24 protein-coding genes are annotated in these 21,796 nt (G+C 70.4%); 14 read left to right on the top strand and 10 right to left on the bottom strand.

Translation table 11 applies throughout. The features are described 5' to 3' along the window. The first annotated feature begins 30 nt into the window (after positions 1–30). A complete protein-coding gene (locus ACZ41I_RS20435) occupies positions 31–1,044 on the top strand; it encodes an EamA family transporter (RefSeq protein ID WP_468514721.1) in 1,014 nt (337 codons plus the stop codon). Beyond that, entirely contained in the window at positions 935–1,612 is a 678-nt protein-coding gene (locus ACZ41I_RS20430) for an NAD(P)-dependent oxidoreductase (protein WP_468514753.1), read from the top strand. The genes ACZ41I_RS20435 and ACZ41I_RS20430 overlap by 110 nt, the downstream gene beginning before the upstream one ends. An 88-nt stretch (positions 1,613–1,700) precedes the next feature. On the opposite strand, the gene ACZ41I_RS20425 is transcribed toward ACZ41I_RS20430, so the two are convergent. From ACZ41I_RS20425 to ACZ41I_RS20410, 4 genes are all read right to left on the bottom strand, one after another. After that, positions 1,701–2,891 carry an SPFH domain-containing protein gene (locus ACZ41I_RS20425; RefSeq protein WP_363214273.1) on the bottom strand — a complete coding sequence of 397 codons (1,191 nt, stop codon included), beginning with the start codon at positions 2,889–2,891 and terminating at the stop codon, positions 1,701–1,703. Between the two features lie 11 nt (positions 2,892–2,902). Further along, positions 2,903–3,154, bottom strand: coding sequence for a hypothetical protein (locus ACZ41I_RS20420; RefSeq protein WP_399774687.1), 252 nt, complete (start codon positions 3,152–3,154; stop codon positions 2,903–2,905). Positions 3,155–3,345: 191 nt separating this feature from the next. Continuing rightward, a complete protein-coding gene (locus ACZ41I_RS20415; RefSeq protein WP_468325091.1) occupies positions 3,346–3,867 on the bottom strand; it encodes a hypothetical protein in 522 nt (173 codons plus the stop codon). 251 nt (positions 3,868–4,118) lie between these two features. Next, positions 4,119–4,556, bottom strand: coding sequence for a hypothetical protein (locus ACZ41I_RS20410; protein WP_003974483.1), 438 nt, complete (start codon positions 4,554–4,556; stop codon positions 4,119–4,121). Positions 4,557–5,127: 571 nt separating this feature from the next. Here ACZ41I_RS20410 and hemL point away from each other — a divergent pair. The 8 genes from hemL (at position 5,128) to ACZ41I_RS20370 (ending at position 13,316) form a co-directional block, all read left to right on the top strand. Further along, positions 5,128–6,444, top strand: coding sequence for a glutamate-1-semialdehyde 2,1-aminomutase (hemL, locus tag ACZ41I_RS20405; RefSeq protein WP_363214305.1), 1,317 nt, complete (start codon positions 5,128–5,130; stop codon positions 6,442–6,444). A 47-nt stretch (positions 6,445–6,491) separates the two neighbouring features. After that, positions 6,492–7,151 carry a histidine phosphatase family protein gene (locus ACZ41I_RS20400; protein WP_363214304.1) on the top strand — a complete coding sequence of 220 codons (660 nt, stop codon included), beginning with the start codon at positions 6,492–6,494 and terminating at the stop codon, positions 7,149–7,151. Positions 7,152–7,298: 147 nt separating this feature from the next. Beyond that, entirely contained in the window at positions 7,299–8,564 is a 1,266-nt protein-coding gene (locus ACZ41I_RS20395) for a hypothetical protein (protein WP_399774712.1), read from the top strand. A 104-nt stretch (positions 8,565–8,668) separates the two neighbouring features. Continuing rightward, positions 8,669–9,259, top strand: coding sequence for a TlpA family protein disulfide reductase (locus ACZ41I_RS20390; protein ID WP_363214269.1), 591 nt, complete (start codon positions 8,669–8,671; stop codon positions 9,257–9,259). Between the two features lies 1 nt (position 9,260). After that, entirely contained in the window at positions 9,261–10,031 is a 771-nt protein-coding gene (locus ACZ41I_RS20385) for a cytochrome c biogenesis CcdA family protein (RefSeq protein ID WP_399774716.1), read from the top strand. Positions 10,032–10,034: 3 nt separating this feature from the next. After that, on the top strand, positions 10,035–11,750 hold the full coding sequence (resB, locus tag ACZ41I_RS20380) for a cytochrome c biogenesis protein ResB (protein WP_468514720.1): 1,716 nt from the start codon (positions 10,035–10,037) through the stop codon (positions 11,748–11,750). Further along, positions 11,747–12,823 (top strand): c-type cytochrome biogenesis protein CcsB, encoded by a 1,077-nt coding sequence (ccsB, locus tag ACZ41I_RS20375; RefSeq protein WP_363214266.1) that lies wholly within the window; start codon positions 11,747–11,749, stop codon positions 12,821–12,823. Before resB ends, ccsB begins: the two co-directional genes overlap by 4 nt. 25 nt (positions 12,824–12,848) lie before the next feature. Beyond that, positions 12,849–13,316 carry an SRPBCC family protein gene (locus tag ACZ41I_RS20370; RefSeq protein ID WP_363214265.1) on the top strand — a complete coding sequence of 156 codons (468 nt, stop codon included), beginning with the start codon at positions 12,849–12,851 and terminating at the stop codon, positions 13,314–13,316. Here the strand turns inward: ACZ41I_RS20370 and ACZ41I_RS20365 are convergent. From ACZ41I_RS20365 to ACZ41I_RS20350, 4 genes are all read right to left on the bottom strand, one after another. Further along, entirely contained in the window at positions 13,313–14,728 is a 1,416-nt protein-coding gene (locus ACZ41I_RS20365) for a condensation domain-containing protein (RefSeq protein ID WP_468325083.1), read from the bottom strand. The two genes, ACZ41I_RS20370 and ACZ41I_RS20365, sit on opposite strands and share 4 nt — an antisense overlap. Positions 14,729–14,893: 165 nt before the next feature. Continuing rightward, positions 14,894–15,871 (bottom strand): isopenicillin N synthase family dioxygenase, encoded by a 978-nt coding sequence (locus ACZ41I_RS20360; RefSeq protein WP_468514719.1) that lies wholly within the window; start codon positions 15,869–15,871, stop codon positions 14,894–14,896. After that, complete coding sequence (locus ACZ41I_RS20355) at positions 15,852–16,301, bottom strand: nucleoside deaminase (protein ID WP_399774721.1); 450 nt, start codon at positions 16,299–16,301, stop codon at positions 15,852–15,854. Before ACZ41I_RS20355 ends, ACZ41I_RS20360 begins: the two co-directional genes overlap by 20 nt. A 44-nt stretch (positions 16,302–16,345) precedes the next feature. After that, on the bottom strand, positions 16,346–16,516 hold the full coding sequence (locus tag ACZ41I_RS20350; protein WP_399774723.1) for a hypothetical protein: 171 nt from the start codon (positions 16,514–16,516) through the stop codon (positions 16,346–16,348). Positions 16,517–16,707: 191 nt separating this feature from the next. Here ACZ41I_RS20350 and ACZ41I_RS20345 point away from each other — a divergent pair, with 191 nt between their 5' ends. Then, positions 16,708–18,606: a hypothetical protein gene (locus tag ACZ41I_RS20345; RefSeq protein WP_399774725.1), complete on the top strand. Its 1,899-nt coding sequence runs from the start codon at positions 16,708–16,710 to the stop codon at positions 18,604–18,606. A gap of 6 nt (positions 18,607–18,612) precedes the next feature. Here ACZ41I_RS20345 and ACZ41I_RS20340 read toward each other — a convergent pair whose 3' ends face one another. Beyond that, positions 18,613–19,251, bottom strand: a complete 639-nt coding sequence (locus ACZ41I_RS20340; protein ID WP_399774727.1) for a DUF7848 domain-containing protein — start codon at positions 19,249–19,251, stop codon at positions 18,613–18,615. A gap of 116 nt (positions 19,252–19,367) precedes the next feature. Between ACZ41I_RS20340 and ACZ41I_RS20335 the strand changes: the two genes are divergently transcribed. Beyond that, entirely contained in the window at positions 19,368–20,285 is a 918-nt protein-coding gene (locus tag ACZ41I_RS20335) for a helix-turn-helix domain-containing protein (RefSeq protein WP_468514718.1), read from the top strand. Next, the gene (locus ACZ41I_RS20330) at positions 20,242–20,361 is read left to right on the top strand and encodes a DUF397 domain-containing protein (RefSeq protein WP_363214257.1); all 120 of its coding nucleotides are present in this window, start codon (positions 20,242–20,244) and stop codon (positions 20,359–20,361) included. The genes ACZ41I_RS20335 and ACZ41I_RS20330 overlap by 44 nt, the downstream gene beginning before the upstream one ends. On the opposite strand, the gene ACZ41I_RS20325 is transcribed toward ACZ41I_RS20330, so the two are convergent. Continuing rightward, positions 20,342–20,944 carry a TetR/AcrR family transcriptional regulator gene (locus ACZ41I_RS20325; protein ID WP_399774731.1) on the bottom strand — a complete coding sequence of 201 codons (603 nt, stop codon included), beginning with the start codon at positions 20,942–20,944 and terminating at the stop codon, positions 20,342–20,344. The genes ACZ41I_RS20330 and ACZ41I_RS20325 overlap by 20 nt on opposite strands. Positions 20,945–21,031: 87 nt before the next feature. Between ACZ41I_RS20325 and ACZ41I_RS20320 the strand changes: the two genes are divergently transcribed. After that, the gene (locus ACZ41I_RS20320; RefSeq protein WP_468514717.1) at positions 21,032–21,787 is read left to right on the top strand and encodes an LppU/SCO3897 family protein; all 756 of its coding nucleotides are present in this window, start codon (positions 21,032–21,034) and stop codon (positions 21,785–21,787) included. The last annotated feature ends 9 nt before the right edge of the window (positions 21,788–21,796 follow it).

The raw sequence follows: 21,796 nt of genomic DNA, 5'->3' as shown, positions 1-21,796 counted from the left end.
CCATGGCCACCGTCGGCCGACACTTCCCCCATGCATCGGCACACGGCACAGGCGGCGACCGTCCTGCTCACCGCGCTCGCTCCCGCGTCCTGGGGAACCTCCTACGTGGTCACCACCCGGCTGCTCCCGCCCGGGCATCCGCTGTTCGCGGGCCTGATGCGGGCCCTGCCCGCCGGGCTGCTCGCGCTGGCGCTCACCCGGGTGCTGCCGCACGGAGCGTGGTGGTGGAAGACCGCGGTCCTCGGCGTCCTCAACATCGGCGCCATGCCCCTGCTGTTCGTGGCCGCCGAGCGCCTGCCCGGCGGGGTGGCCGCCACCCTCGGCGCCGCCCAGCCGCTGCTGGTGGCGGGTCTCGGCCTCGGGCTGCTGCACGACCGGCCCACGGCCTGGCGGCTGGCCTGGGGCGCCCTCGGCGTGCTCGGAGTGGGGCTGGTCGTCCTCGGACCGCGGGCCCGGCTGGACGCCGCCGGCGTGCTCGCCGGCCTCGGCCATACGGCGATGATGGCCGCCGGGGTCGTCCTCACCAAACGCTGGGGCCGTCCGGCGGGCGTCGGCCCGCTCACCCTGGCCGGCTGGCAACTCACCGTCGGCGGCCTGCTGTTGCTTCCGCTCACCCTGGCGGCCGAAGGGGTGCCGCAGCGGATCGACGCGGGCGCCGCCGGCGGCTATCTGTGGCTCGGCAGCATGGGCGGACTGATCGCGTACACGCTGTGGTTCCGCGGGATCGGCAGCCTGCCGGTCGCCGCGTCCGCACCGCTGGTGCTGCTGTCCCCGCTGGTAGCGACCGTCATCGGCGTCGCGCAGGGCGAGTCGCTGAGCGTGCCGCAGACCCTCGGTTTCACCCTGGCGCTCATCGCCTTGCTGGCGGCGCAACTCGCCCCCGGCGTACGGAAGAACACCGCAGAAACGAAGGAGAACCCTGATGCCGAAGGGCATGACGATCGCCGTGCTCGGGGCCACCGGGATGGTCGGCGGCCGGGTGGTCGGCGAGGCGAGAGCGCGCGGACACCGGGTGCTGGCGCTGTCGCGGAAGCCGGCGAGTGAGGCGAGCGAGGACCCGGGCGTGACGCCGGTCGCGGTGGACGCCGGCGACCCGTCCGCCGTGGGGGAGGCACTGACCAGCTCCGGAGCCGACGCCGTCGTACTGGCCGTACGGACGTTCCCGGCCGACCAGGAGTTCCTGGTCGCCGCCACCCGCACGGTGCTGGACGCCGCCGCACGGCTCGGCATCCGCGTCCTCGTGGTCGGCGGCGCCGGCGCCCTGCGCAGCCCCGGCGACCGGGAGCGGCTCATCGCCGAGAACCCCGCATACGTGCCGGCCGAGTACCGCGCCGTGGCACTCGCCGGCGTGGCCCAACTGCGCACCTGCCAGGCGCACTCCGGCGCCGACTGGGTGTACCTGAGCCCGCCGGCCGTACTCGAACCGGGCAGCCGCACCGGACGCTACCGGCGCGGCACCGACACGTTGCTGACCGACGCCGACGGCCGGTCGTGGAGCAGCGCCGAGGACTTGGCGGCGGCGGTGCTGGACGAGCTGGAGTGTCCGGGGCCGCACCGCCACATAACGGTCGTGCAGGACAGCGCCCCGAAAGGGGCGCGGGGTTGTGCCTGACATGCGGCTGCCGCCGCGCGGGCGCGACCGGCCGGGACGGCGCCGCAGACCAACGACGGCCTGCCACGGCTGAAACCGCGACAACCCCCTAGTCGAGGTTCACCGGACCGTCGCCCTCCGACGCCCCGTCCTTGCCCGAGCGCAGCTGGAGCAGGTCGTTGAGGTCCCCCCTGTTGCCCGGGTTGTCCTTGTTCTCCTGGCCGCCGTTCAGGTTCTGCCGCACCGAGTCGAGGATCGTCAGGCCCTGGGACACCAGACCCGCGGCGATCTCGCCGAGCCCGTCCGCGCCGTTCAGGACATTGACGTTGGCGCCGGCCAGGCCGCCGGCCGCCTCCTTCACGATCTGCGGGAGCTGGTCGATGAGCATCCGGTCGAGGGCGACCCGGTCGTAGGAGGCGGCGGCCTCGGCCTGGATCTTCATGCGCTGGGCCTCGGCGGCGGCGAGGATCCTGACCCGCTCGGCCTCGGCCTCGGCGGGCTTGACGACCTCGGCGACCAGCTGCTTCTGACGCAGCTCGGCCTGGCGCTGAGCCAGCTCCGTCTGGGCGGAGAGCACCTCCTGCTGGGCGTGCGCCTGGGCGAGCGGTCCGGCCTGCGCGGCCTGCGCCTGGGCGCGGTCCACCTCGGCCGAGTACTCGGCCTTGACGATGGCGGTCTGCCGGGCGTACTCGGCCTGCTTGCGGGCCGCCTCCTGCTCCGCCTCGACCGCGGCCTGGGTGGCCTGGGCCTGGGCGATCTGGGCCTGCCGCTGGATCGCCGCCTTGTGCGGGGCGGACATCGCGTCGATGTAGCCGGTGTCGCCGTCGTCGATCGACTGGATCTGCAGCGAGTCGACGATCAGGCCGATCTTCGCCATCTCCGTCTTCGAGGTGTCCAGCACCTCCGCGGCGAGCTTCTGCCGCTCGGTGACGATCTCCTCGACCGTCATCGAGCCGATGATCGCGCGCAGGTGGCCGGCGAAGATCCGGCCGGTGAGCACCGACATCTGCTCCTGGTCGGAGAGGAAGCGCTGACCGGCGTTGATGATGCTCTCGTGGTCGTTGCCGACCTTGAAGGCGATGACCGCGCGGACGTGCAGCGAGATGCCCTGCTTGGTCACACAGGTCTCGGTGACCTCGGCCTCGCACATGGAGAGGGTGAGGAACCGGACCTTACGGAAGACCGGGAGCACGAACTTGCCGTGGCCCGTCACCACGCGGAACGGCGCGCCCCCCAGTCCCCGCCGGCCTCCCGAGATCAACATCGCCTCGTCGGGAGCGGGAACGCGGTATCCGAACATGCTTGTACTCCTCAGCCTGCGCCGACGGTGTCGCCGCCGAGCGCGTCCAATGGATCCACCCACTCGATGACGCCGACCTCGCGGCATCCCCGTGATTCGATCACGAGGACCGTGGCGCCCACGGGCAGGGGATCCTCGGACCACGCCAGGAAGGTCTCGGAGCCGCCCCTGACCCGCACCAGGACCTCGCCGGGGCCCGCGGATCCCCGCGTCCCGATGAGCACCTTGCCCATACAGCCGATCACGGCCTCGTCCTGCGGCATCACCGGCCGTCCTCCTCGTCCTGACCTCAGAATTCAGACGATAGACCCAGCGGGGCCGGGACCCAATGGGAGGGGGACCGGCTCATGTGCCCTTGATCAGTAGCCCGTCGAGGCCGGCCGCCGGTACGGGCGACCACGACCTTGCGGTGGGCTCGGCGCGAAGCTGTTGAACGGCTCGGACCGCTACGGCGTCAGCGCTTGACGAAGACCTTGAAGAGAACGACGACCAGTCCGAGCACCAGGTTGACCGCCCCCGCGGTCACCACCGCGCGGCCTGTGGCCCCCGCGCGGTAGGCGGCCACCGTGGACCAGCCGACATAGCCGGCCAGCGCAACGCCCAGGGCCAGCCACACCGCCCCTCTCGGCCCGATGCCCAGCAACGGCGTGACGGCGATCGCCACGGCCGGTGGGACCGCGGCCATGAGGACGGGCCACTCGGCCGCACCCGCTGCACGGATCTCCTTCCCGCCCACGGACGCGCCCTTGATCCGCTCCTTGAACAGCCGGGAGTACACGCGGGTCGCCCAAGTCACCATCCCGGTGCACAGCAGCAGGAGAACGAGTTCCAGCCGGGGGAAGGAGCCGAGCGAGCCGGCTCCGACCACCACCGAGGCCGCGAGCAGCGAGCCGTACACGGCCCCCTCGTATTCACGCCGCTCGCCGGCGTCCGACCGCGGCACGTCCACAGCCTGCGAGGGAGGCCGGCCTTCCATGCCTCCAGTGTGGCCACACACGTTGCGCGCCGCACGGCCACGGGCTCGTCGCACGCGGTCAGCGCCGTCCGGCATGGGGCCGCTGCCGGGGGGTGCCGTCGTATCAAGGAAGTACCGGCAGCAGGTGGCGACCCGTGCGGGCAAGGCGAAGCCCATGTGCCCTCAATGTGCCCTGGCCGCCCGACGGTCCCTCCCCGGCACCAAAAGGGGCGAGGCCCGAAGACCCCGCCCAAGCCCCACGGAACCCCAGCTCAGGGCCAAACCAAGCAATACGGCTGATGCCCGGCCTCATGCAGTCGATGCGAGAAGTCCTGCCACTCGTGCAGCAGCTGGTACACGTTGAACGCGTCACGCGGCCCGCCCCGGTCCGGGACCGTCGACCAGATGAAGGCTGCCGCGCCGACCGCCTCCTCGCCGATGCCGCGCAGGGGGTCGACGACGGTCATGGGGAGCTTGACGACCGCGTAGTCGGGGTGCAGGACGACCAGTTCCAGGGGCGGGACCTTGTGCAGGGGGACGCCCTCGATGCCCGTCAGGACCATCGCGGCCATCGTCTCCGGCTTGATCTTGGTGAACATGCCGTTCATGCCCAGCTCGTCGCCGCCGAGTTCCTCGGGGCGCATCGAGATGGGGACGCGGGCCGCGGTCGCACCGTCCGGCGCGCCGAAGTATTTGTACGTCACCCCCACCCGACCACCCTTCCTGCTCCCCGCCCTCAGGCGGTCGGCCCGGTGGTCGAACCGGCCCTCGATCGGTCGCTCCAGCCGGCTCTCCAGCTGCCGATCAACCTGCCGGTCGAACCGCTCGGGCTCGCTCGGTACACCCTGTGTCTGACGTGCGTCGCTCTGCCGTGTTTCGGTCGATTCCTCCGCGTCGCGCCGGTGCCTTCCCCGCCGGGCACGTCGAGGACCCAGGTCATCAGTCCCCTCGCCCAGTCCGCCACCGCGATGCATATCTCCACCCGACTGCTTTTCTAGGACGCGTGGCCCCCGCCGCGCAACCCGATCATCGTGTCAGTGACCTCCCCCACGGCCGCACGCCGAAACGTGCGGTGGAACAACAGTCCACGGGTTCTTGTCCGGCCCCTGATCATTACGTGCGTAAGAGCTGTGTGTATCAGCTCTCAGTCTCGCAGATGGCGGATGGCGGCGCTTGGATCTTGAGGCGGGCCACGTGCCCACCGGGTCGCGGCCTACCCTGAGGAGGTCACCCCAGCAGCCGGAGTCCGAGAAGCCGGAGAAGCAGCACGTCATGAGTGCCCTGAGCGAAACGCCCCATCCCTACGACGCGCCCGCCTCCCAGGCGCTCTTCGACCGCGCCTCCGCCGTCACGCCCGGCGGTGTGAACTCGCCGGTGCGCGCCTTCCGCGCCGTCGGCGGCACGCCGCGGTTCATGGTGTCCGGCCACGGTCCGTACCTCACCGACGCCGACGGCCGCGAGTACGTCGACCTCGTCTGTTCCTGGGGGCCCATGATCCTCGGGCACGCGCACCCCGAGGTCATCGCCGCCGTCCAGGAGGCCGTCGCCCGCGGTACGTCCTTCGGCACGCCCGGTGAGGGCGAGGTCGCGCTCGCCGAGGAGATCGTCGCCCGGGTGGAGCCCGTCGAGCAGGTGCGGCTGGTCAGCAGCGGCACCGAGGCGACCATGTCCGCCATCCGGCTCGCCCGCGGGTTCACCGGCCGGTCCAAGGTGATCAAGTTCGCCGGCTGCTACCACGGGCACGTGGACGCGCTGCTCGCCGCCGCCGGGTCCGGTGTCGCCACGTTCGCGCTGCCCGACACCCCGGGTGTCACCGGCGCCCAGGCCGGCGACACGATCGTGCTGCCGTACAACGACCTGGAGGCCGTGCAGGAGGCGTTCCACCGGCACCCGGGTGAGATCGCGTGCGTGATCACCGAGGCCTCGCCCGGGAACATGGGCGTCGTGCCGCCGGACCCCGGGTTCAACCAGGGGCTCAAGGACGCCTGCCACAAGAACGGCGCCCTCTTCATCTCCGACGAGGTCATGACCGGGTTCCGTACCAGCCGCGCCGGCTGGTACGGCATCGACGGGGTCAAGCCGGACCTGATGACCTTCGGAAAGGTCATGGGAGGCGGGTTCCCCGCCGCCGCCTTCGGCGGCCGGGCCGATGTGATGGCCCACCTCGCCCCGGCCGGGCCGGTGTACCAGGCCGGCACCCTCTCCGGGAACCCCGTCGCCACCGCCGCGGGGCTCGCCCAGCTGCGGCTGCTGGACGACGCCGCCTACGAGAAGGTCGACGCCGTCTCCGCGCAGATCCAGTCCCTGGTGACGGAGGCGCTCGGCAAGGAGGGCGTCGCGCACCGGCTGCAGACCGCCTCCAACATGTTCTCCGTGTTCTTCACCGACCGGCAGGTGCGGGACTACGAGGACGCCAAGCGGCAGGAGTCGTACCGCTTCACCGCGTTCTTCCACTCGCTGCTGTCGAACGGCGTCTACCTGCCGCCGTCGTCCTTCGAGTCCTGGTTCGTGTCCACGGCCCACGACGAGCGGGCCATCCAGAAGATCGCCGACGCCCTTCCGGCGGCGGCCCGGGCGGCTGCGGAGGCCACCGCGTGAGCATCAGCAACGGCAGCAGGGACAAGGACGTCACCGTCGTCCATCTCATGCGGCACGGTGAGGTCGACAACCCGCAGGGGGTCCTCTACGGGCGGCTGCCCGGGTACCACCTGTCCGAGCTGGGGCGGCAGATGGCGGACCGGGTCGCCGAGCACCTCGCCCCGCGGGACGTGACGTACGTCTGTGCCTCGCCGCTGGAGCGGGCACAGGAGACGGCCGCCCCGATCGCCAAGGTGCACGGTCTCGACCTGGACACCGACGAGCGGCTCATCGAGGCCGACAACGTCTTCCAGGGCAAGACCTTCGGCGTGGGGGACGGCGCGCTGCGCAAGCCCGGGAACTGGAAGCACCTGGTCAACCCGTTCAAGCCGTCCTGGGGTGAGCCGTACGTCGACATCGTCGTGCGGATGATGGGCGCGCTGAACGCGGCCAAGGACCAGGCGCGCGGTCACGAGGCGGTGCTGGTCAGCCATCAGCTGCCGGTCTGGATCGTGCGGTCCTACGTCGAGCGGCGGCGGCTGTGGCACGATCCGCGCAAGCGTCAGTGCACGCTCGCCTCCCTGACGACTTTCACATATCTGGGCGACAGGATCGTCTCGGTCGGCTACAGCGAACCCGCCATCGACCTCGTCCCGGCCCATCTGCGGGCCGGTGCCAAGCCGCAGAAGGGCACGGGTACCGCCCAGGGGAAGGCCTTCGGCGCCTGAACCAGGGGTTTCTGACGGTCCGTTTGGCACGGCTTAGCGTACTTTTTCAGTACCCGTTACGAAAACCATACAAATCAACGGAACCTCCCCGATCGTCGCGCCCTCTGACTGGGTGACCATCAACAGGCGCAACGATCGGGGAACTCCATGCGCACCGTCTCCCAGGCCCTCTCCCGCAGGGGAATGCTCGGACTCGGCGCGGGCGTGGCGGCCGCCGCCACCCTGGCCGGCTGCGGGAGTCACACGTCATCGGACGGCGCCGGGCACCCGGACGGTTCCGGCCAGGGGAAGAACGCCGAGGGCGGCGCGACCGGCTCGCGTCCGGGCAAGCCGATCGGGGACGGTTCCACGTCGTTCACGGGCAAGCAGCCGCATCAGCCGGCCAAGCCCGAACCGCTGCAGCCGGGTCAGACCCCTCCGCAGTTCGTGATCTTCTCCTGGGACGGCGCCGGCGAGGTCGGCAACGGGCTCTTCCCGCGCTTCCTGGACCTCGCCAAGGAGCACGGCGCGAGCATGACCTTCTTCCTCTCGGGGCTGTATCTGCTGCCCGAGTCGAAGAAGCGGCTGTACCTGCCCCCGAACAACGCGCGCGGCGCCTCCGACATCGGCTACCTCACCGACGAGCACATCAAGGCGACGCTCGCCAATGTGCACCGGGCCTGGCTGGAGGGCCACGAGATCGGCACCCACTTCAACGGGCACTTCTGCGGCGAGACGCACGGCTCGGTCAAGTGGTGGACCCCGCAGCAGTGGAAGAGCGAGATCGAACAGGCCAAGTCCTTCGTGAAGCAGTGGCGGACCAACACCGGCTGGCACGACCTGCCCTCGCTCCCCTTCGACTACGACAAGGAGCTGGCCGGCGGCCGTACGCCCTGTCTGCTCGGCCAGAACAACCTGCTGCCCACCGCCCGTGAGCTGGGCTGGCGCTACGACGCCTCCTCGCCGGGCGGCCGCCAGGTGTGGCCGGAGAAGAAGCTGGGGATCTGGGACCTGCCGCTGCAGCAGATACCTTTCCCCGGACGTTCCTTCGAGGTGCTCTCGATGGACTACAACATGCTCGCCAACCAGTCCGTGAACTCCACCAAGGCGCCCGCCTACAACTACCCGGGCTGGCGCAAGCAGTCCGCGCAGGCGTACATAGCGGGCTTCCAGCGGGCATACGAGACAAACCGGGCGCCGTTCTTCATAGGCAACCACTTCGAGCAGTGGAACGGCGGCATCTACATGGACGCCGTCGAGGAGGCCTTCAAGCACATCGCACGGGAGAAGGAGAAGGGCGCGGACGTGCGGCTGGTCTCCTTCCGGCAGTTCGTCGACTGGATGGACGTGCAGAAGCCCGAGGTGCTCGCCAAGCTGCGCACGCTGGGCGTCGGACAGAAGCCCGCCGCCGGCTGGAAGCAGTTCCTCGCCTGAGCGCGGTGTCGGAAATGTCCCGTGTAAATACGCCCTGAAATGCGGTTTTCCGCCCGGCAGGGGGGCGCCACAGATCGCCGGAACGGGCATGCGAAACTTTTCACATGAGTACCCGTAGCCGCGCCGTCCTGCTCAGCGCCGTGGCCGCCGTGGCGGGCCTGACCCTGTCCGCGTGCGGCAAGGGCGGCATGTCCGGCGGCGGTGGCAACACCAACTTCGTCACCGGCCACAACGGCATCGAAACCGTGCCCGCAGGCAAGCGCGCCGCGGCCCCGGACCTGTCCGGCGAGACCATCGACGGCAAGACGCTGGACGTCGCCCGGTACAAGGGCCAGGTCGTCGTCATCAACGTCTGGGGCTCGTGGTGCGGCCCGTGCCGCGAGGAGGCGCAGTACTTCTCCAAGGTGTCGAAGCAGTACGAGGGCAAGGGCGTGCAGTTCGTGGGCATCAACACCCGCGACACCAGCACCACGCCCGCGGTCGCCTTCGAGAAGGAGCACGGGATCGGCTACCCGAGCCTGTACGACCCGTCGGGCAAGCTGATGCTCCGCTTCGAGAAGGGGACGCTCAACCCGCAGCTGATCCCCTCCACGCTCATCATCGACCGGCACGGGAAGGTCGCCGCGAGGGCCCTGGAGGCGCTCGACGACACCTCCCTGCTGGACATGCTCAAGCCGGTCCTCGCGGAGAAGTGACGTGAGCGCACTCGTGACGCTGGCTGCGACGGGCCAGAACCAGACCGTACTCAACGGCGCCCTGATCGTCGCCGCGCCGATCGCCCTGATCGGCGGGCTCGTCTCGTTCTTCTCGCCCTGTGTCCTGCCGCTCGTCCCCGGCTACCTCTCCTACGTCACCGGGGTCGCCGGCACGGACCTGGCCGAGGCCAGGCGCGGGCGGATGGTCGCCGGAGCCTCCCTGTTCGTGTTCGGCTTCAGCGCCGTGTTCGTCTCGACCGGGGCGCTGTTCGGCTTCTTCGGCCGGAATCTGCGGGCTTACCAGGACACGCTCGCCCAGGTGCTCGGCGTGCTCATGATCCTCATGGGCGTGTTCTTCATGGGACTGCTGCCCGGCCTCACCCAGCGCGAGTTCCGCTTCCACCGGCGGCCGGTGACCGGCCTGGTGGGCGCGCCCCTGCTCGGCGCGCTCTTCGGCGTCGGCTGGACCCCCTGCCTGGGCCCGACCCTCTCGTCCGTGAGCCTCCTCGCCATGCGCGAGTCCAGCGCCGGGCGCGGCGCACTCCTGCTGGTCGTCTACTGCATCGGTCTGGGCATTCCCTTCGTCCTCACCGCGGTCGCCTTCCGCAAGGCGCTCGGCGCCTTCGGCTGGGTCAAGCGCCACTACGCCTGGGTGATGCGCATCGGCGGCTCGATGATGATCGTGACCGGTGTGCTGCTGCTGACCGGCGCGTGGAACAGTCTGGTGCAGCAGTTGCAGCTCTGGTCCTATGGCTTCGATGTGGGGATCTGACCGATGAGCAAGACCGAAACGGACAACAGCCAGGACCAGGAGGACCTCGGCGCGGCCGGCTCCCAGCTGTCCACCGCGCCGCGGGAGGAACTCTCCTCCGCGCCCGGCCTCGGCGTCATCGGCTGGTCCCGCTGGTTCTGGCGGCAGCTGACCTCCATGCGGGTCGCGCTGCTGCTGCTCCTGCTGCTCTCGCTCGGCGCGATCCCCGGCTCGCTGATCCCGCAGACCGGCGCCGACCTGAACAAGGTCGACGAGTTCCGCAAGGCCCACCGGACGCTCGCGCCGGTCTACGACAGGCTCGGCCTGTTCCACGTCTACAGCTCGGTGTGGTTCTCCGCGATCTACATCCTGCTGTTCGTCTCCCTCATCGGCTGTATCGTCCCGCGCACCTGGCAGTTCGTCGGCCAGCTGCGCGGCCGGCCGCCGGGCGCGCCCAAGCGGCTGACCCGGCTGCCCGCGTACACGACGTGGCGTACGGAAGCCGACCCCGAGCAGGTCCGCGAGGCCGCGCTCGCCCTGCTGAAGAAGCGCCGCTTCCGCGCCCACGTCGCCGGTGACGCCGTCGCCGCCGAGAAGGGCTATCTGCGCGAGCTGGGCAACCTCGTCTTCCACATCGCCCTGATCGTGCTGCTGGTCGCCTTCGCCTCCGGCCAGCTGTACAAGTCGGACGGCACCAAGCTGATCGTCGAGGGCGGCGGCTTCGCCAACGCGCTCCCGCAGTACGACGACTTCAAGTCCGGCAGCCTGTTCCAGAACGACGACCTGGTGCCCTTCAGCTTCGACCTGAAGGACTTCAAGGGCACCTACGAGGTCACCGGCCCGAACAGGGGCACGCCGCGCACCTACGAAGCGAGGATCGACTACAGCGAGGGTGCGTACGGCAAGGACAAGTCGACCACCATCAAGGTCAACCAGCCGCTGCACATCGGCGACTCCAAGGTCTACCTCGTCAGCCACGGCTACGCGCCCGTCATCACCGTCCGCGACGGCAAGGGCAACAAGGTCTTCCATGACGCCGTGCCGCTGCTGCCGCTCGACGGCAACGTCACCTCCAACGGCGTGGTGAAGGTCTACGACGGATACCGCAACCCGCAGGGCAAGACGGAACAGCTCGGCTTCCAGGCCTTCTTCGTGCCGACGTTCAACCCGAAGAGCGGCACGATGCTCTCGCAGTTCCCCGCGCTGGTGAACCCGCTGCTCGCCGTGAACGCCTACCACGGCAACCTCGGCACCGTGAACGCGGGACTGGCGCAGAGCGTGTACCAGCTGGACAAGACGCACATGAAGGCGTTCAAGGACAGCAAGGGCCAGCTGCTGAAGAAGCTGCTGCAGCCGGGCGACACGCTGACGCTGCCGAACGGCGCAGGGTCCATCACCTTCGAGAAGGACATCAAGGAATGGGCCGGCTTCGAGATCGTCCAGGAGCCCGGCAGCGGCTGGGCGCTCGGCGGTGCCCTCGCCGCGATCTTCGGTCTGGCCGGGTCCCTGTTCATCCAGCGGCGCCGGGTGTGGGTGCGCGCGGTGCGCGGCGCCGACGGCGTGACGGTCGTCGAGATGGCCGGGCTCGGCCGCAGCGAGTCCGCCAAGGTGCCCGAGGAACTGGGCGACCTCGCCGGAGCCCTCTACGACCAGGCGCCGGGGGCTCCCGACCCGGGCGACGATCCCGACGACGACTCCACCGAATCTCCCGTCGTACCTGCCGAAGGGGCTGAGAAGTGACTCTCGCCGCCGCAACCAACGAACACCTCGCGAGCATCAGCAACACGCTGATCTACTCGTCGATGGCCGTCTACACCCTGGCCTTCTTCGCGTACATCGCCGAATGGCTCTTCGGCAGCCGCAGCAAGGTCGCCCGTACGGCCGCCGCGCTGACGGCGCAGACCTCCGCACAGGCTCCCGCCGTCACCGTGAAGCAGGCCGGCGGCACCGCCGTGCTGGAGCGGCCCAAGGTCGTCGTCCGCTCGGCGTCCGGCGCCCGTGACGTACCGGACGGGCCCGGCGCGCACGGCGGGGACGTCCAGGGCGACCTCTACGGCCGTATCGCCGTCTCGCTCACCGTGCTCGCCTTCCTGGTGGAGCTGGCCGGTGTCGTCTGCCGTGCGGCCTCCGTGCAGCGGGCGCCGTGGGGCAACATGTACGAGTTCAACATCACCTTCTCCACCGTCGCCGTCGGGGTGTACCTGGCACTGCTGGCGCTGAAGAAGAACGTGCGCTGGCTCGGCCTGTTCCTGATCACCACGGTCCTGCTCGACCTCGGTCTCGCCGTCACCGTCCTGTACACCGCGAGCGACCAGCTGGTCCCCGCGCTGCACTCGTACTGGCTGTACATCCACGTCTCCACCGCGATCTTCTGCGGCGCGGTGTTCTACGTCGGCGCGGTCGCCACGATCCTGTACCTGTTCAAGGACTCGTACGAGAACAAGCTGCAGACCGGCGGCAAGCCCGGCGCGTTCGCGACCTCGGTGCTGGAGCGCCTGCCCGCCTCCGCCTCGCTCGACAAGTTCGCCTACCGGGTGAACGCGGCCGTCTTCCCGCTGTGGACCTTCACGATCATCGCGGGCGCGATCTGGGCGGGCGACGCCTGGGGCCGGTACTGGAACTGGGACCCGAAGGAGACCTGGTCCTTCATCACCTGGATCGCCTACGCCTGTTACCTGCACGCCCGCGCGACGGCCGGCTGGAAGGGCCGCAAGGCCGCCTACCTGGCGATGCTCGCCTTCGGCTGCTGGCTGTTCAACTACTACGGCGTCAACATCTTCGTCAGCGGCAAGCACTCCTACGCGGGCGTGTGAGCCGTAGGTCGCCCACACTGGTGTCATGAGCGGTTCCATCGCACAGGGCACCAGTCAGACCCACGGGAACACGCACATACTCCACTTCCTGGTGCGGCTCCCGAGGCGCATGGAAGACGTCTGGCCGGCGGTGGCCACCCCCCAGGGACTCGGGGCGTGGTGCACCGCCGTCGACGTTCTGGAACCCCGGCTCGGCGGTGCGGTCACCCTGCGGGACCTGGGCTCCGGCAGGGTCACGGCCTGGGACGTGGACCGGGTCGCGGAGTACACCGTCGAGCGCGGGCGGATCCGGTTCCATCTGGAACGGGACGAGGGCGACGGCTGCGCGCTGCGGTTCACGCACGAGTTCCAGGGCGAGGAGGAGTCGGAGCAGAGCTGGCGGACCAGATTCGAACGCCTGATCGGGCACGGGGAGGGGCCGCAGGCCGTTCCGGGTCAGGGGCCCGCCCCGCCCGCCGAGCCTGCGGAGCCCCTTCCCGGGCAGTTCACCTAGGACACTGCGGACAGGCTGCCATGGGCCACCGACGCGATGTGGTCGCGCAGCCGCTCCACGTACAGCCGCAGGTTCTTCGCCGCCACGTCCGTGTCCGGGTACCGGCTCGCCAGCCACAGCCCCTCGTGCAGCCGGTTCACCCACACGCACACCTGATCGCCGTACGACACCCGCAGCAGCGCGTGCGCCCGCTGTTCGGCCCAGCGCTCGGCGCCGGGGACGGCCCGCGTGTCCACGTAGGAGACGATCGAGTACAGGTCGGGTGAGGTCGGCCGGAAGTCCGCACCGAGCAGGCGCAGCACCCTGGCCAGCGGCATCCGGGCCAGTGACCGGTTGGCCTGCAACTGCGCACGGACCGCCCGCAGGGTGTCCGGGAAGCCCGCCGTACGGCCGACCGGGACCTCGATGGGGGCGCCGCCCACGTACCAGCCGACCGAGTCGTTCCACCGCGACTTCACCCGGGTGTGGAACGGCACCACGGTCCGGTACACCGACTGCCCGCCCAGCTCGTGCACGATCAGCCCGGTCGCGGCCAGCAGGCCGACCATGCTGCCGCCGTACGGCCTGCAGTACGCCTCGAACGCCGCCGCCTCGTCCGCGTCCGTCAGCGGCTCGCACAGCATGCGCTGCCTCGGCAGCGGGCCGCCCGGCTCCAGGCCCAGGTCGACCGGGAAGCCCGGCAGCATGCCGTCGCAGCGCTGGATGAACTCGCGCCAGCGGCCGACGATCGCGTGCCGGCCGTCGATGCCGTCCGCGTCGGCCCGCTCGATCTCGCAGAAGTCGACGTAACTCGCTGCCGGTGCCAGGGAGCCGGGCTCGGTGCCGGCCAGGCCCGCCGTGTACAGCTCGTGGATCTCGGCGGCGATCCGGGTCAGGGAGTAGGCGTCGACGTTGCTGTGGTCGAAGGCCATGTACACGCTGGCGCCGTCGTCCCGGACGACCGCGGTGTAGATCAGGTTCGGCCAGCGCAGCGCGTCCGCGACGGTGTCGAAGCGGTCCTGGAGGTGCCGGACCAGCTCGTCGGCGTCGTCGAAGTCGCCCGCCTCCTCCCGGTGCAGGGACACGTCCGCGGCGTCCAGCGTGAAGCGGCGCAGCTCGTTGCCCGAGGGGCCCGCCCAGCGGAAGCCGCTGCGCAGCGTCTCGTGCCGCACCGTCCACGCGCGCAGCGCCTCCTGGAGCGCGTCGAGGTCGACCGGGCCCGGCAGGTCGAAGGCGGTGCCGAGCCAGGTCGGCACGAACAGCCCGTCCTCCCGGACGCACCTGGCCGTCCTGATGTGCGACTCCTGGATGTAGGCGGGCGGCCGGGAGTCCTCCGGCAGTGCCGTCGCCGCCGCCACGGTCGCCGGGCTCAGCGTCCATTCGACGAGCCGTCCCGGCCGGACCTCGCAGCGCTGGATGTCAGTGATTCGCACGCGTCTCCTATCGGCAAAAAAAGGGGGGCCCTGAAGACAGGCCCCCTGGATGGCAATGCCGTGGGACGCGGCCGGGACATGCCCGCCCGGTTCTTTTCAGCGGATCGGGTGGTCGGCCGAACGCGGAAGTGAATAACCGAGGGTGACGGGAGGGGCAGGGCTGGCTCAGCCGACGGTGATCGAGTCGAGCTTCTCGCGCAGGTACACATGCGAGTCGACCGGCGGATACGCCACCCGGCCCAGCGGCGCCGGCACGGACTCCACCCGGGTGCCGGGGGTGCACTCGCCGAAGTACACGAGCGACATCAGCTCCTCGGCGGGTGCGTCGAGCGGCGGCGGAAGCACCCGGTGCCGCCCGGACCGCCACCGGTCACCCGTCCAGCGGGCCAGCAGGTCGCCGACGTTGACGGTGAACGCCTCCGGGTCGTACGGCGCGTCCTCCCAGCCCCCCGCGTCGGTGTAGACCTGCAGTCCGCCCTTCCCGGCCTGCCGGTCGAGGATGGTCACGGTCCCGAAGTCGGTGTGCGGCCCGATCCGGAACTGCCCCGGCAACGGCTCGCCGGTCACCTCCGTGCCCGGATACCAGTTGATGTTGAAGCCGTACGTCGGACGGTCCATGTGCCGGGAGAAGAAGTCGCGTTCGAGCCCCAGCGCGTAGCCCAAAAGCGACAGCAGCTCCTTCTCCAGGGCGGCCATCTCCGCCAGGTAGTCCTTGCACAGCGCGCGCAGCCCGGGCACCTCGGCCGGCCACACGTTGGGCGCGTACCACTGCGCGTTGACGACGGGGTCCTCGAAGGGCTCGTCCGTCGCGAAGGTCAGCGACTCCTTCAGGTCGGGCGGGGTCTCGGTGCCCTCCGCGTATCCGTTGGCCTCCGCGCCGGGCCCGAGCCAGCCCCGGCCGCCGACCTTCGCCTCGTACGCCTGCTTGACCTCGGTGGGCAGCAGGAAGAACTCCCGCGCGGCCGCCCGGATCCCGGTCCGCAGCCCGGGTTCCACCCCGTGCCCGGTGACCAGCAGGAACCCTGCGGTCTGCAGCGCCTCGTCGACGGTACGGGCGAGGGCGGCGCGGGCCGCGTGGCCGCCGTCGAACCAGGGACGCAGATCGATGGTGGGAACACGCGTACTACTCACCGATGTCCTCATTCCACAGCTCGGGGTTGTGCTTGACGAAGCCTGCCATCAGGGCCGTGCACGCGGGGTCGTCGAGCAGGACGATCTCCACACCGTGCGCGGCGAGCCAGTCGTGGCCGCCGTGGAAGGTGGCGGCCTCGCCGATCACCACCCGGGAGATGCCGAACTGGCGGACCAGACCGCTGCAGTACCAGCACGGGGAGAGCGTGGTGACCATGGTCGTGCCGCGGTACGTGCGCTGCCGTCCCGCCGCGCGGAACGCTGCCGTCTCCGCGTGGGCGGAGGGGTCACCGTCCTGGACCCGGCGGTTGCGGCCGCGGCCGAGGAGGGCGCCGTCGGGGGCGTAGAGCGCGGCACCGATCGGGATCCCGCCCTCGGCCAGCCCGGCACGGGCCTCGTCGAGAGCGGTGGCGAGCCAGGCGCGGGCCTGTTCCTGGTCCATGGCTTCACTGTGCTGGGCCGGCCGCCCCGAGGCAACGGGCACCGTTACGCGTCACCGGCGTCCCGTGACGCGTCCGCCTTGGCCCGGCGGCGCCTGAGGTGCCTGCACAGCGCCGCCGAGGCGGCCATGACGCCGGCCGTGGCCAGCTGGGCGGGCAGCTCTGTGAGGATTCCGTGGGCGATGACGGACAGCACATGATTGAGTTGACCGGGCATGGAAGTTCCTCCGGAAGAGGTCCGGTGCCGTGCGTCCCGGGGGGAGCGGTACGGCGGACGGGCGATGGCGTCAGCGTGCTGGCCCGGCCCACCGCGACTCCACTAGTCCAGGTCTCCGTGCGTACAAGTCCGGACAAGGCCGGAGGGGGTCGACGCGTGCCGTGGGCGAGCGGGAGAGCGGAGGTTCGGTGGTGGGCAGGGGACGTCGCACGCGCCCGTGGGCGCGGTTACGCGGGCCCACGGAGGAGGCCAATCGCCTCGCGGAGCTCCTTCGGGGGTGGCTGGACGATGCCGGCCTCCGCCTGGACGACCTGCTGGGGGAACTGAAACCCGAGCACTTCGAGAGCCAGACCGTGCCCGGCAGGTCGACCGTCGCGGACCGGCTGGCCGGGGTGAACCTGCGGTGGGACTTCGTGGAGGCCGTCGCCGACGCCTGCTCCGGCAGCGCCGCCGAGTACGAAGGGTTACGGCAGCAGGCACGCCCCCTCCACCAGGCCGCCGTCGCCGCCGCACGCCACGGGCGGACCGGTGGCGTCGGCCGGCAGGTCCCGTCCCCGGGCGACGCGAGTCCCGGCACCCCGGACCCGGAGCGGGAACTGGTCGTCGCGCAACGGCGGTCGCTGGAACTCTCCGATCAACTCATGCGGGCACTGCACCGCACGGCGGAACTGGAGAAGGCGCGCAACGACGCCCACCACATGGTGTTGATCCTGCTGACGCTCGTCGACAAACTGCACCGTGACATCGCGACGTTGACCGCGGAACGGGACCGCAGCGCCGCCCGCGCCCCGGCCTCCGAAGCCCTCGCGGACCTCCAGGAACAGTTGGGCCACAGCGAGGCCCAGCGTCTCCAGGCCGAAGCCGAACTGACCCGTGCCCGGGACGAACGGGAGAAGGCCGACCGGCTGGCCGAGCAGTCCGCCGAACAGGTGCGCAGGCTCACGGCGGAACTCGCGCGGCTGCGGCTGGAGCAGGATGCCGCACACCCGGAGACGGACGCCGTACCGGAGGACCCGGGTCCCGCGCCGGTGCTGCCGACGCACCCCACCGCCCACGACGACATCGACATCGCGCTGATGAAGGCCGCGCACATCCTGGACTCGGGAGCCGAGCGGCTCGACCGGCTCGCCGAGGAACTCCGGGAGGAGCCCGACGGACTCCCGGACAACTCCGCCGCACGCACCCCGGACAGCGCTTCTGACGAGGCCCCGCGCACCCTGACGGCCGCAGGTGAGTCCCCGGACAACAAGCCGGACAACAAGCCGGACAGGAAGCTGGACAACCGGTCGGACGACCAGCCGCATGACGAGGACGGCACGGACGTCGACACGTTCGTCGAGTGGGCCCTTGAACTGCCGACCTTCGATGCTCTGGAAGAGGCCTTCCCCCGCCTGATGACCACGGGCCGCGACTGGCCGCCCGAGCCGCTCACCGCTGCCCTGCAACGACTGCGGGCGGCGGAGGCGACGGACAGGGCCGATGCCCTGGCCCTCGCGATCGGCTGGTCCCGTCCCGGCCCCGGACTGGTCACCCTGCTCGGAAGCCTCTCCGCCCCGGACACCGACGCGGTGATGATGGGCATGGCGGAACGGCCCGCCCGGAGCTTCCAGCAGGCCATCGGCCATCTGCGCAAGGCCGGCTTCGGCGGGTTCGCCCACCGGGTGCTGCTCGCCGCGGGCCGGCACCGCTCGATGAAGGACCTTCCGCTGCTCCTGTCGTCTCTGCCCGACGAGAGTTTCGCCGACCGGATACTCCTCGTGAACGGCGTGTGCGCACGCAGCGCACACCGGGTCGCGCAGATCGTCCAGCGGCTGCGGGAGGTCGGGATGCGCCAGGACGCCCACCTGCTGACGGTCGCCGCCCTGGCGAACCCGGGCGTCACCCTCACCCCGCTGGACTCCGTGCCGTGGGGACCCGAGGCGTGGTTCGACGGGGCCACGTCACCGCGCAGGCCGACACCGTCGTCCGGGCCGGCCGACACCGTCCTGACCACCCGTATCCGTATCAACATTCCGGGAAGCCGCCCCATCCCGCCGGTCGTCGTACGCCGCCGCCCCGCCCCGCCGCAGGAGCCGCCCGACTCCGGGTGAGGAGGGTCAACCGCGCTCCAGCACCGCGTAGTCGGCGAAGCAGCGGCGGTAGCGGGTGTGGCGGGTCTGCTGGGTGTGCAGGCGCTGCCACTCCTCGACCGGGGCCGGGTCCTTGTACGGCCCGGACGCGGCACCGCAGTCGGCGTCGTCCCCCGAGACGCAGCAGGCCTCGTACTCCGGCTCCGCCGATGGGTCCTGGACGATCGAGTAGGGCACGTAGCGGAAGATCCGCCGGACCTCGCCGTCGGGCTGCACATCGTGGTCGCGCCTGTGGTGGCGGCGGAGCAGGACGTTCGCGTCGGTCTCCGTGGTGCCGTCGTCGCGGGCGCGGGCCTCCTCACGGAGTAAGGCGAGTTCCGTGCAGGCCTGGCAGCCGGGGACCGGTACGGGCGGCAGGGGCACGTTCGTGACCGTGTAACGCCCCTCCACGGAGCGGGCGTTGGCCGCCCGCACCGCCGCGCTCAGCCGCTCCTCCGCCGTCGCCGAGCGGATCGAGTCCGGCGCGGCCTCCCACTCCCGGCCCCCGCCGACCGGACGCAGCATGGCGTACGGGCCCGCCTTGCCGCAGTACTCGCCGACCTTGCCCGTACGGGGGTCGTAGACGAGCGTTCCTGCTTCGATCCGCTGTGCGATGTGCTCAACCATGTCCACTCCAGGCCCACTTCGTAACTCTGGGTGTATCGAGCGTCGCCCACGGGAACCGTCCGTATCAATGCTCGACGCGTGCCACGGGGTACCTGTCACGGAGGGGGCCGACGCCTGTGACCACCAATGCCGCGCTCTTCGGCGAACTGCTACGGCACTTCCGCGAGGCCGCGTTCCTCACCCAGGACGCCCTGGCCAGGCAGATCCCCTGTGACCGGTCCCTGGTGGCCCGGGTGGAGGCGGGGACGCGGGTGCCGCAGGACACGTTCGCCAAGAAGTGCGATGAGGTGTTGGTTACGGGTGGGGTGTTGGGGCGGCTGTGGGGGAAGATCGACTGGTATCCGCAGGTGGAGCATCCGGACTGGTTCAAGCGCAGAGCCGAGATGGATGAGAAGGCCGTCAGGCTGTACGAGTACCAGGTGATGGTGATCCCCGGCTTGTTACAGACACCTGACTACGCGCGGGCCCTGCTCTCCGAGACCATGAGCGGTGACGAAGCCGAGGAGAAGGCCCGCGCGCGACTGAGCCGACAGCAGCGCTTCCTGGTCGAGGACGGGCCGTTCTATGCCGCTGTACTCGACGAGAGTTGCCTGCGAATGATGGTGGGAGGCTCCGCCGTCATGCGTGACCAGTGTGCGCATCTGCTCGCGGTCGCGCAGCGTCCCAATATCCGCATCCAGGTGGCACCGTCCGATCGTCTTGGGGTCGTGCGGCCCACTACGTCGATGTCGCTGATCGAGCTGCCCGACGGCCACCGGTGGGTGTACTCGGAATCGCTGAGTCAGGGTCACTTCGCGGACGATCCAACCGTCTTCACCAGGCACAGCCAGACCTATGATGTGCTCAGGGCCGATGCCCTGGCAGCTCCCGAGTCTGCCGCTTGGATCGGCGAGGCGATGGAAGGGTACGAGCGCACCCATGACCAGACACGAACTCAGCGCGGCCACGTGGATCAAGAGCAGCTACAGCGGCAACGACGGAGGCAACTGCGTGGAAATCGCCCCCGGTATCCCCGCCGTCGTCCCCGTACGTGACAGCAAGACCCCCGACGGCCCGGTCCTGATGATCCCCCGTTCCGCCTGGTCGGCGTTCACTTCCTCTCTGCGCTGACCGACAGCCAGATCCTGTCCGGCAGGACCAGCGCGGCCTGTTCCAGGTCCACGTCCTCGATGCCGGACAGCCACCGGCGGGCGACGCCGACGACCGGGCCGAGGATCAGGGACTCGATCAACGGCAGGGGCAGCGGGGCCAGTTCGCCGGAGTCGACGTACGCCTGGGCCCACTGCGCGAGCGGGGAGAGACGGGCCTCCTGGGCGTCGCGCAGTTTCTTGCCGTCGGCCATGCCCTGGCGGTCGGCGTAGGAGGAGTGCAGGAGCAGCGCGGCCTCGCGGTGCTCCTGGACGAAGGACAGGTAGGCGCCGACCAGGGCCCGGATGCCCGTGTGGGCCGTACGCGTGCCCTCCAACGACGTGACCAGCTCGCTCAGCAGCCGCTCCAGCCAGCGCAGCAGCAGCGCGTTCATCAGCCCGTCGACGCTGCCGAAGTGGTGGTACAGGCTGCCGAGGCTCACCCCGCTCGCCCGGGTGATCGCCGCGACCGTCAGCCCCTGCTCACCCGACTCGGCGTAGACCCGCAGTGCGGCGTTCAGGAGCTGTTCGACGGTGGCCTCGCCACGCTGCTGCTTGGGGCTCATACTGAAGTGCTTTTCTAGAAAGATATTTTAGTTCTGTGGGCTGTCGGCCCACACTGGTTGCCTCATCCTCACATCCAGGAGCGGCTGGTGTCGTCACCCGAGAATCCAGGAATCGCCGAGATCCCCGTCTCCCTCACCCCGCAGCAGGCCGCCTCCGGTACGGTCCTCAGGCTGCCGCCGGGTACCGGTGTACCGCCCGTCCGGATACCCCCGGTCCGCGACGGCGACGTCGTACGGCTGCGCACCGCCGACGGCGAGGTGCGGCTGCGGATCCGCGTCACCCCGGCCGCCGCAGGAGCGGGCTCCGGGAAGAGGCAGGGCCTCACCTGTCTGGGCGTGCTCGGTGCCGTCGCCGTCGTCGTGTTACTCCTGGTGCTCACGAACCGGGGCGGCAGCGACGACTCGTCCGACGACACGCTCGGCTCGTCGTCGTACTCACCGTCGTACCCGACCGCCACGGCGACCGGCGAGCCGTACAGCAGCGATCCGTACAGCAGCGCTCCGGGCGCCGGCGACACCTACTCCAGCGACCCGTACGGCACCGCCGACCCCTACGGCACACCGAGCCCGGACCCGAGCCCCTACACCTCGGGCACCTGCCTCAACGGCACCCTGCCGGACTCCACCACCGCGCAGTCCGTCAGCGGAGTGGAGGAGGTCTCCTGCTCCGCGTCCGACGCGCACTACAAGGTGATCGAGACCATTCCGCTGACCTCGGACATGAGTCGCTGCAAGGACAACTCCCGGACCCAGTACGCCTTTTCCTCGCGGTACACGATCAACGGGGCGACCGTCAACGAGTACGTGTACTGCCTGGTGGGCCTCGGCTCCTACGCACGCTGAAACAGGGGG

The sequence above is a fragment of the Streptomyces sp. NPDC030799 genome (assembly GCF_055572255.1).
This window is presented reverse-complemented; position numbering and strand designations above follow the sequence as displayed.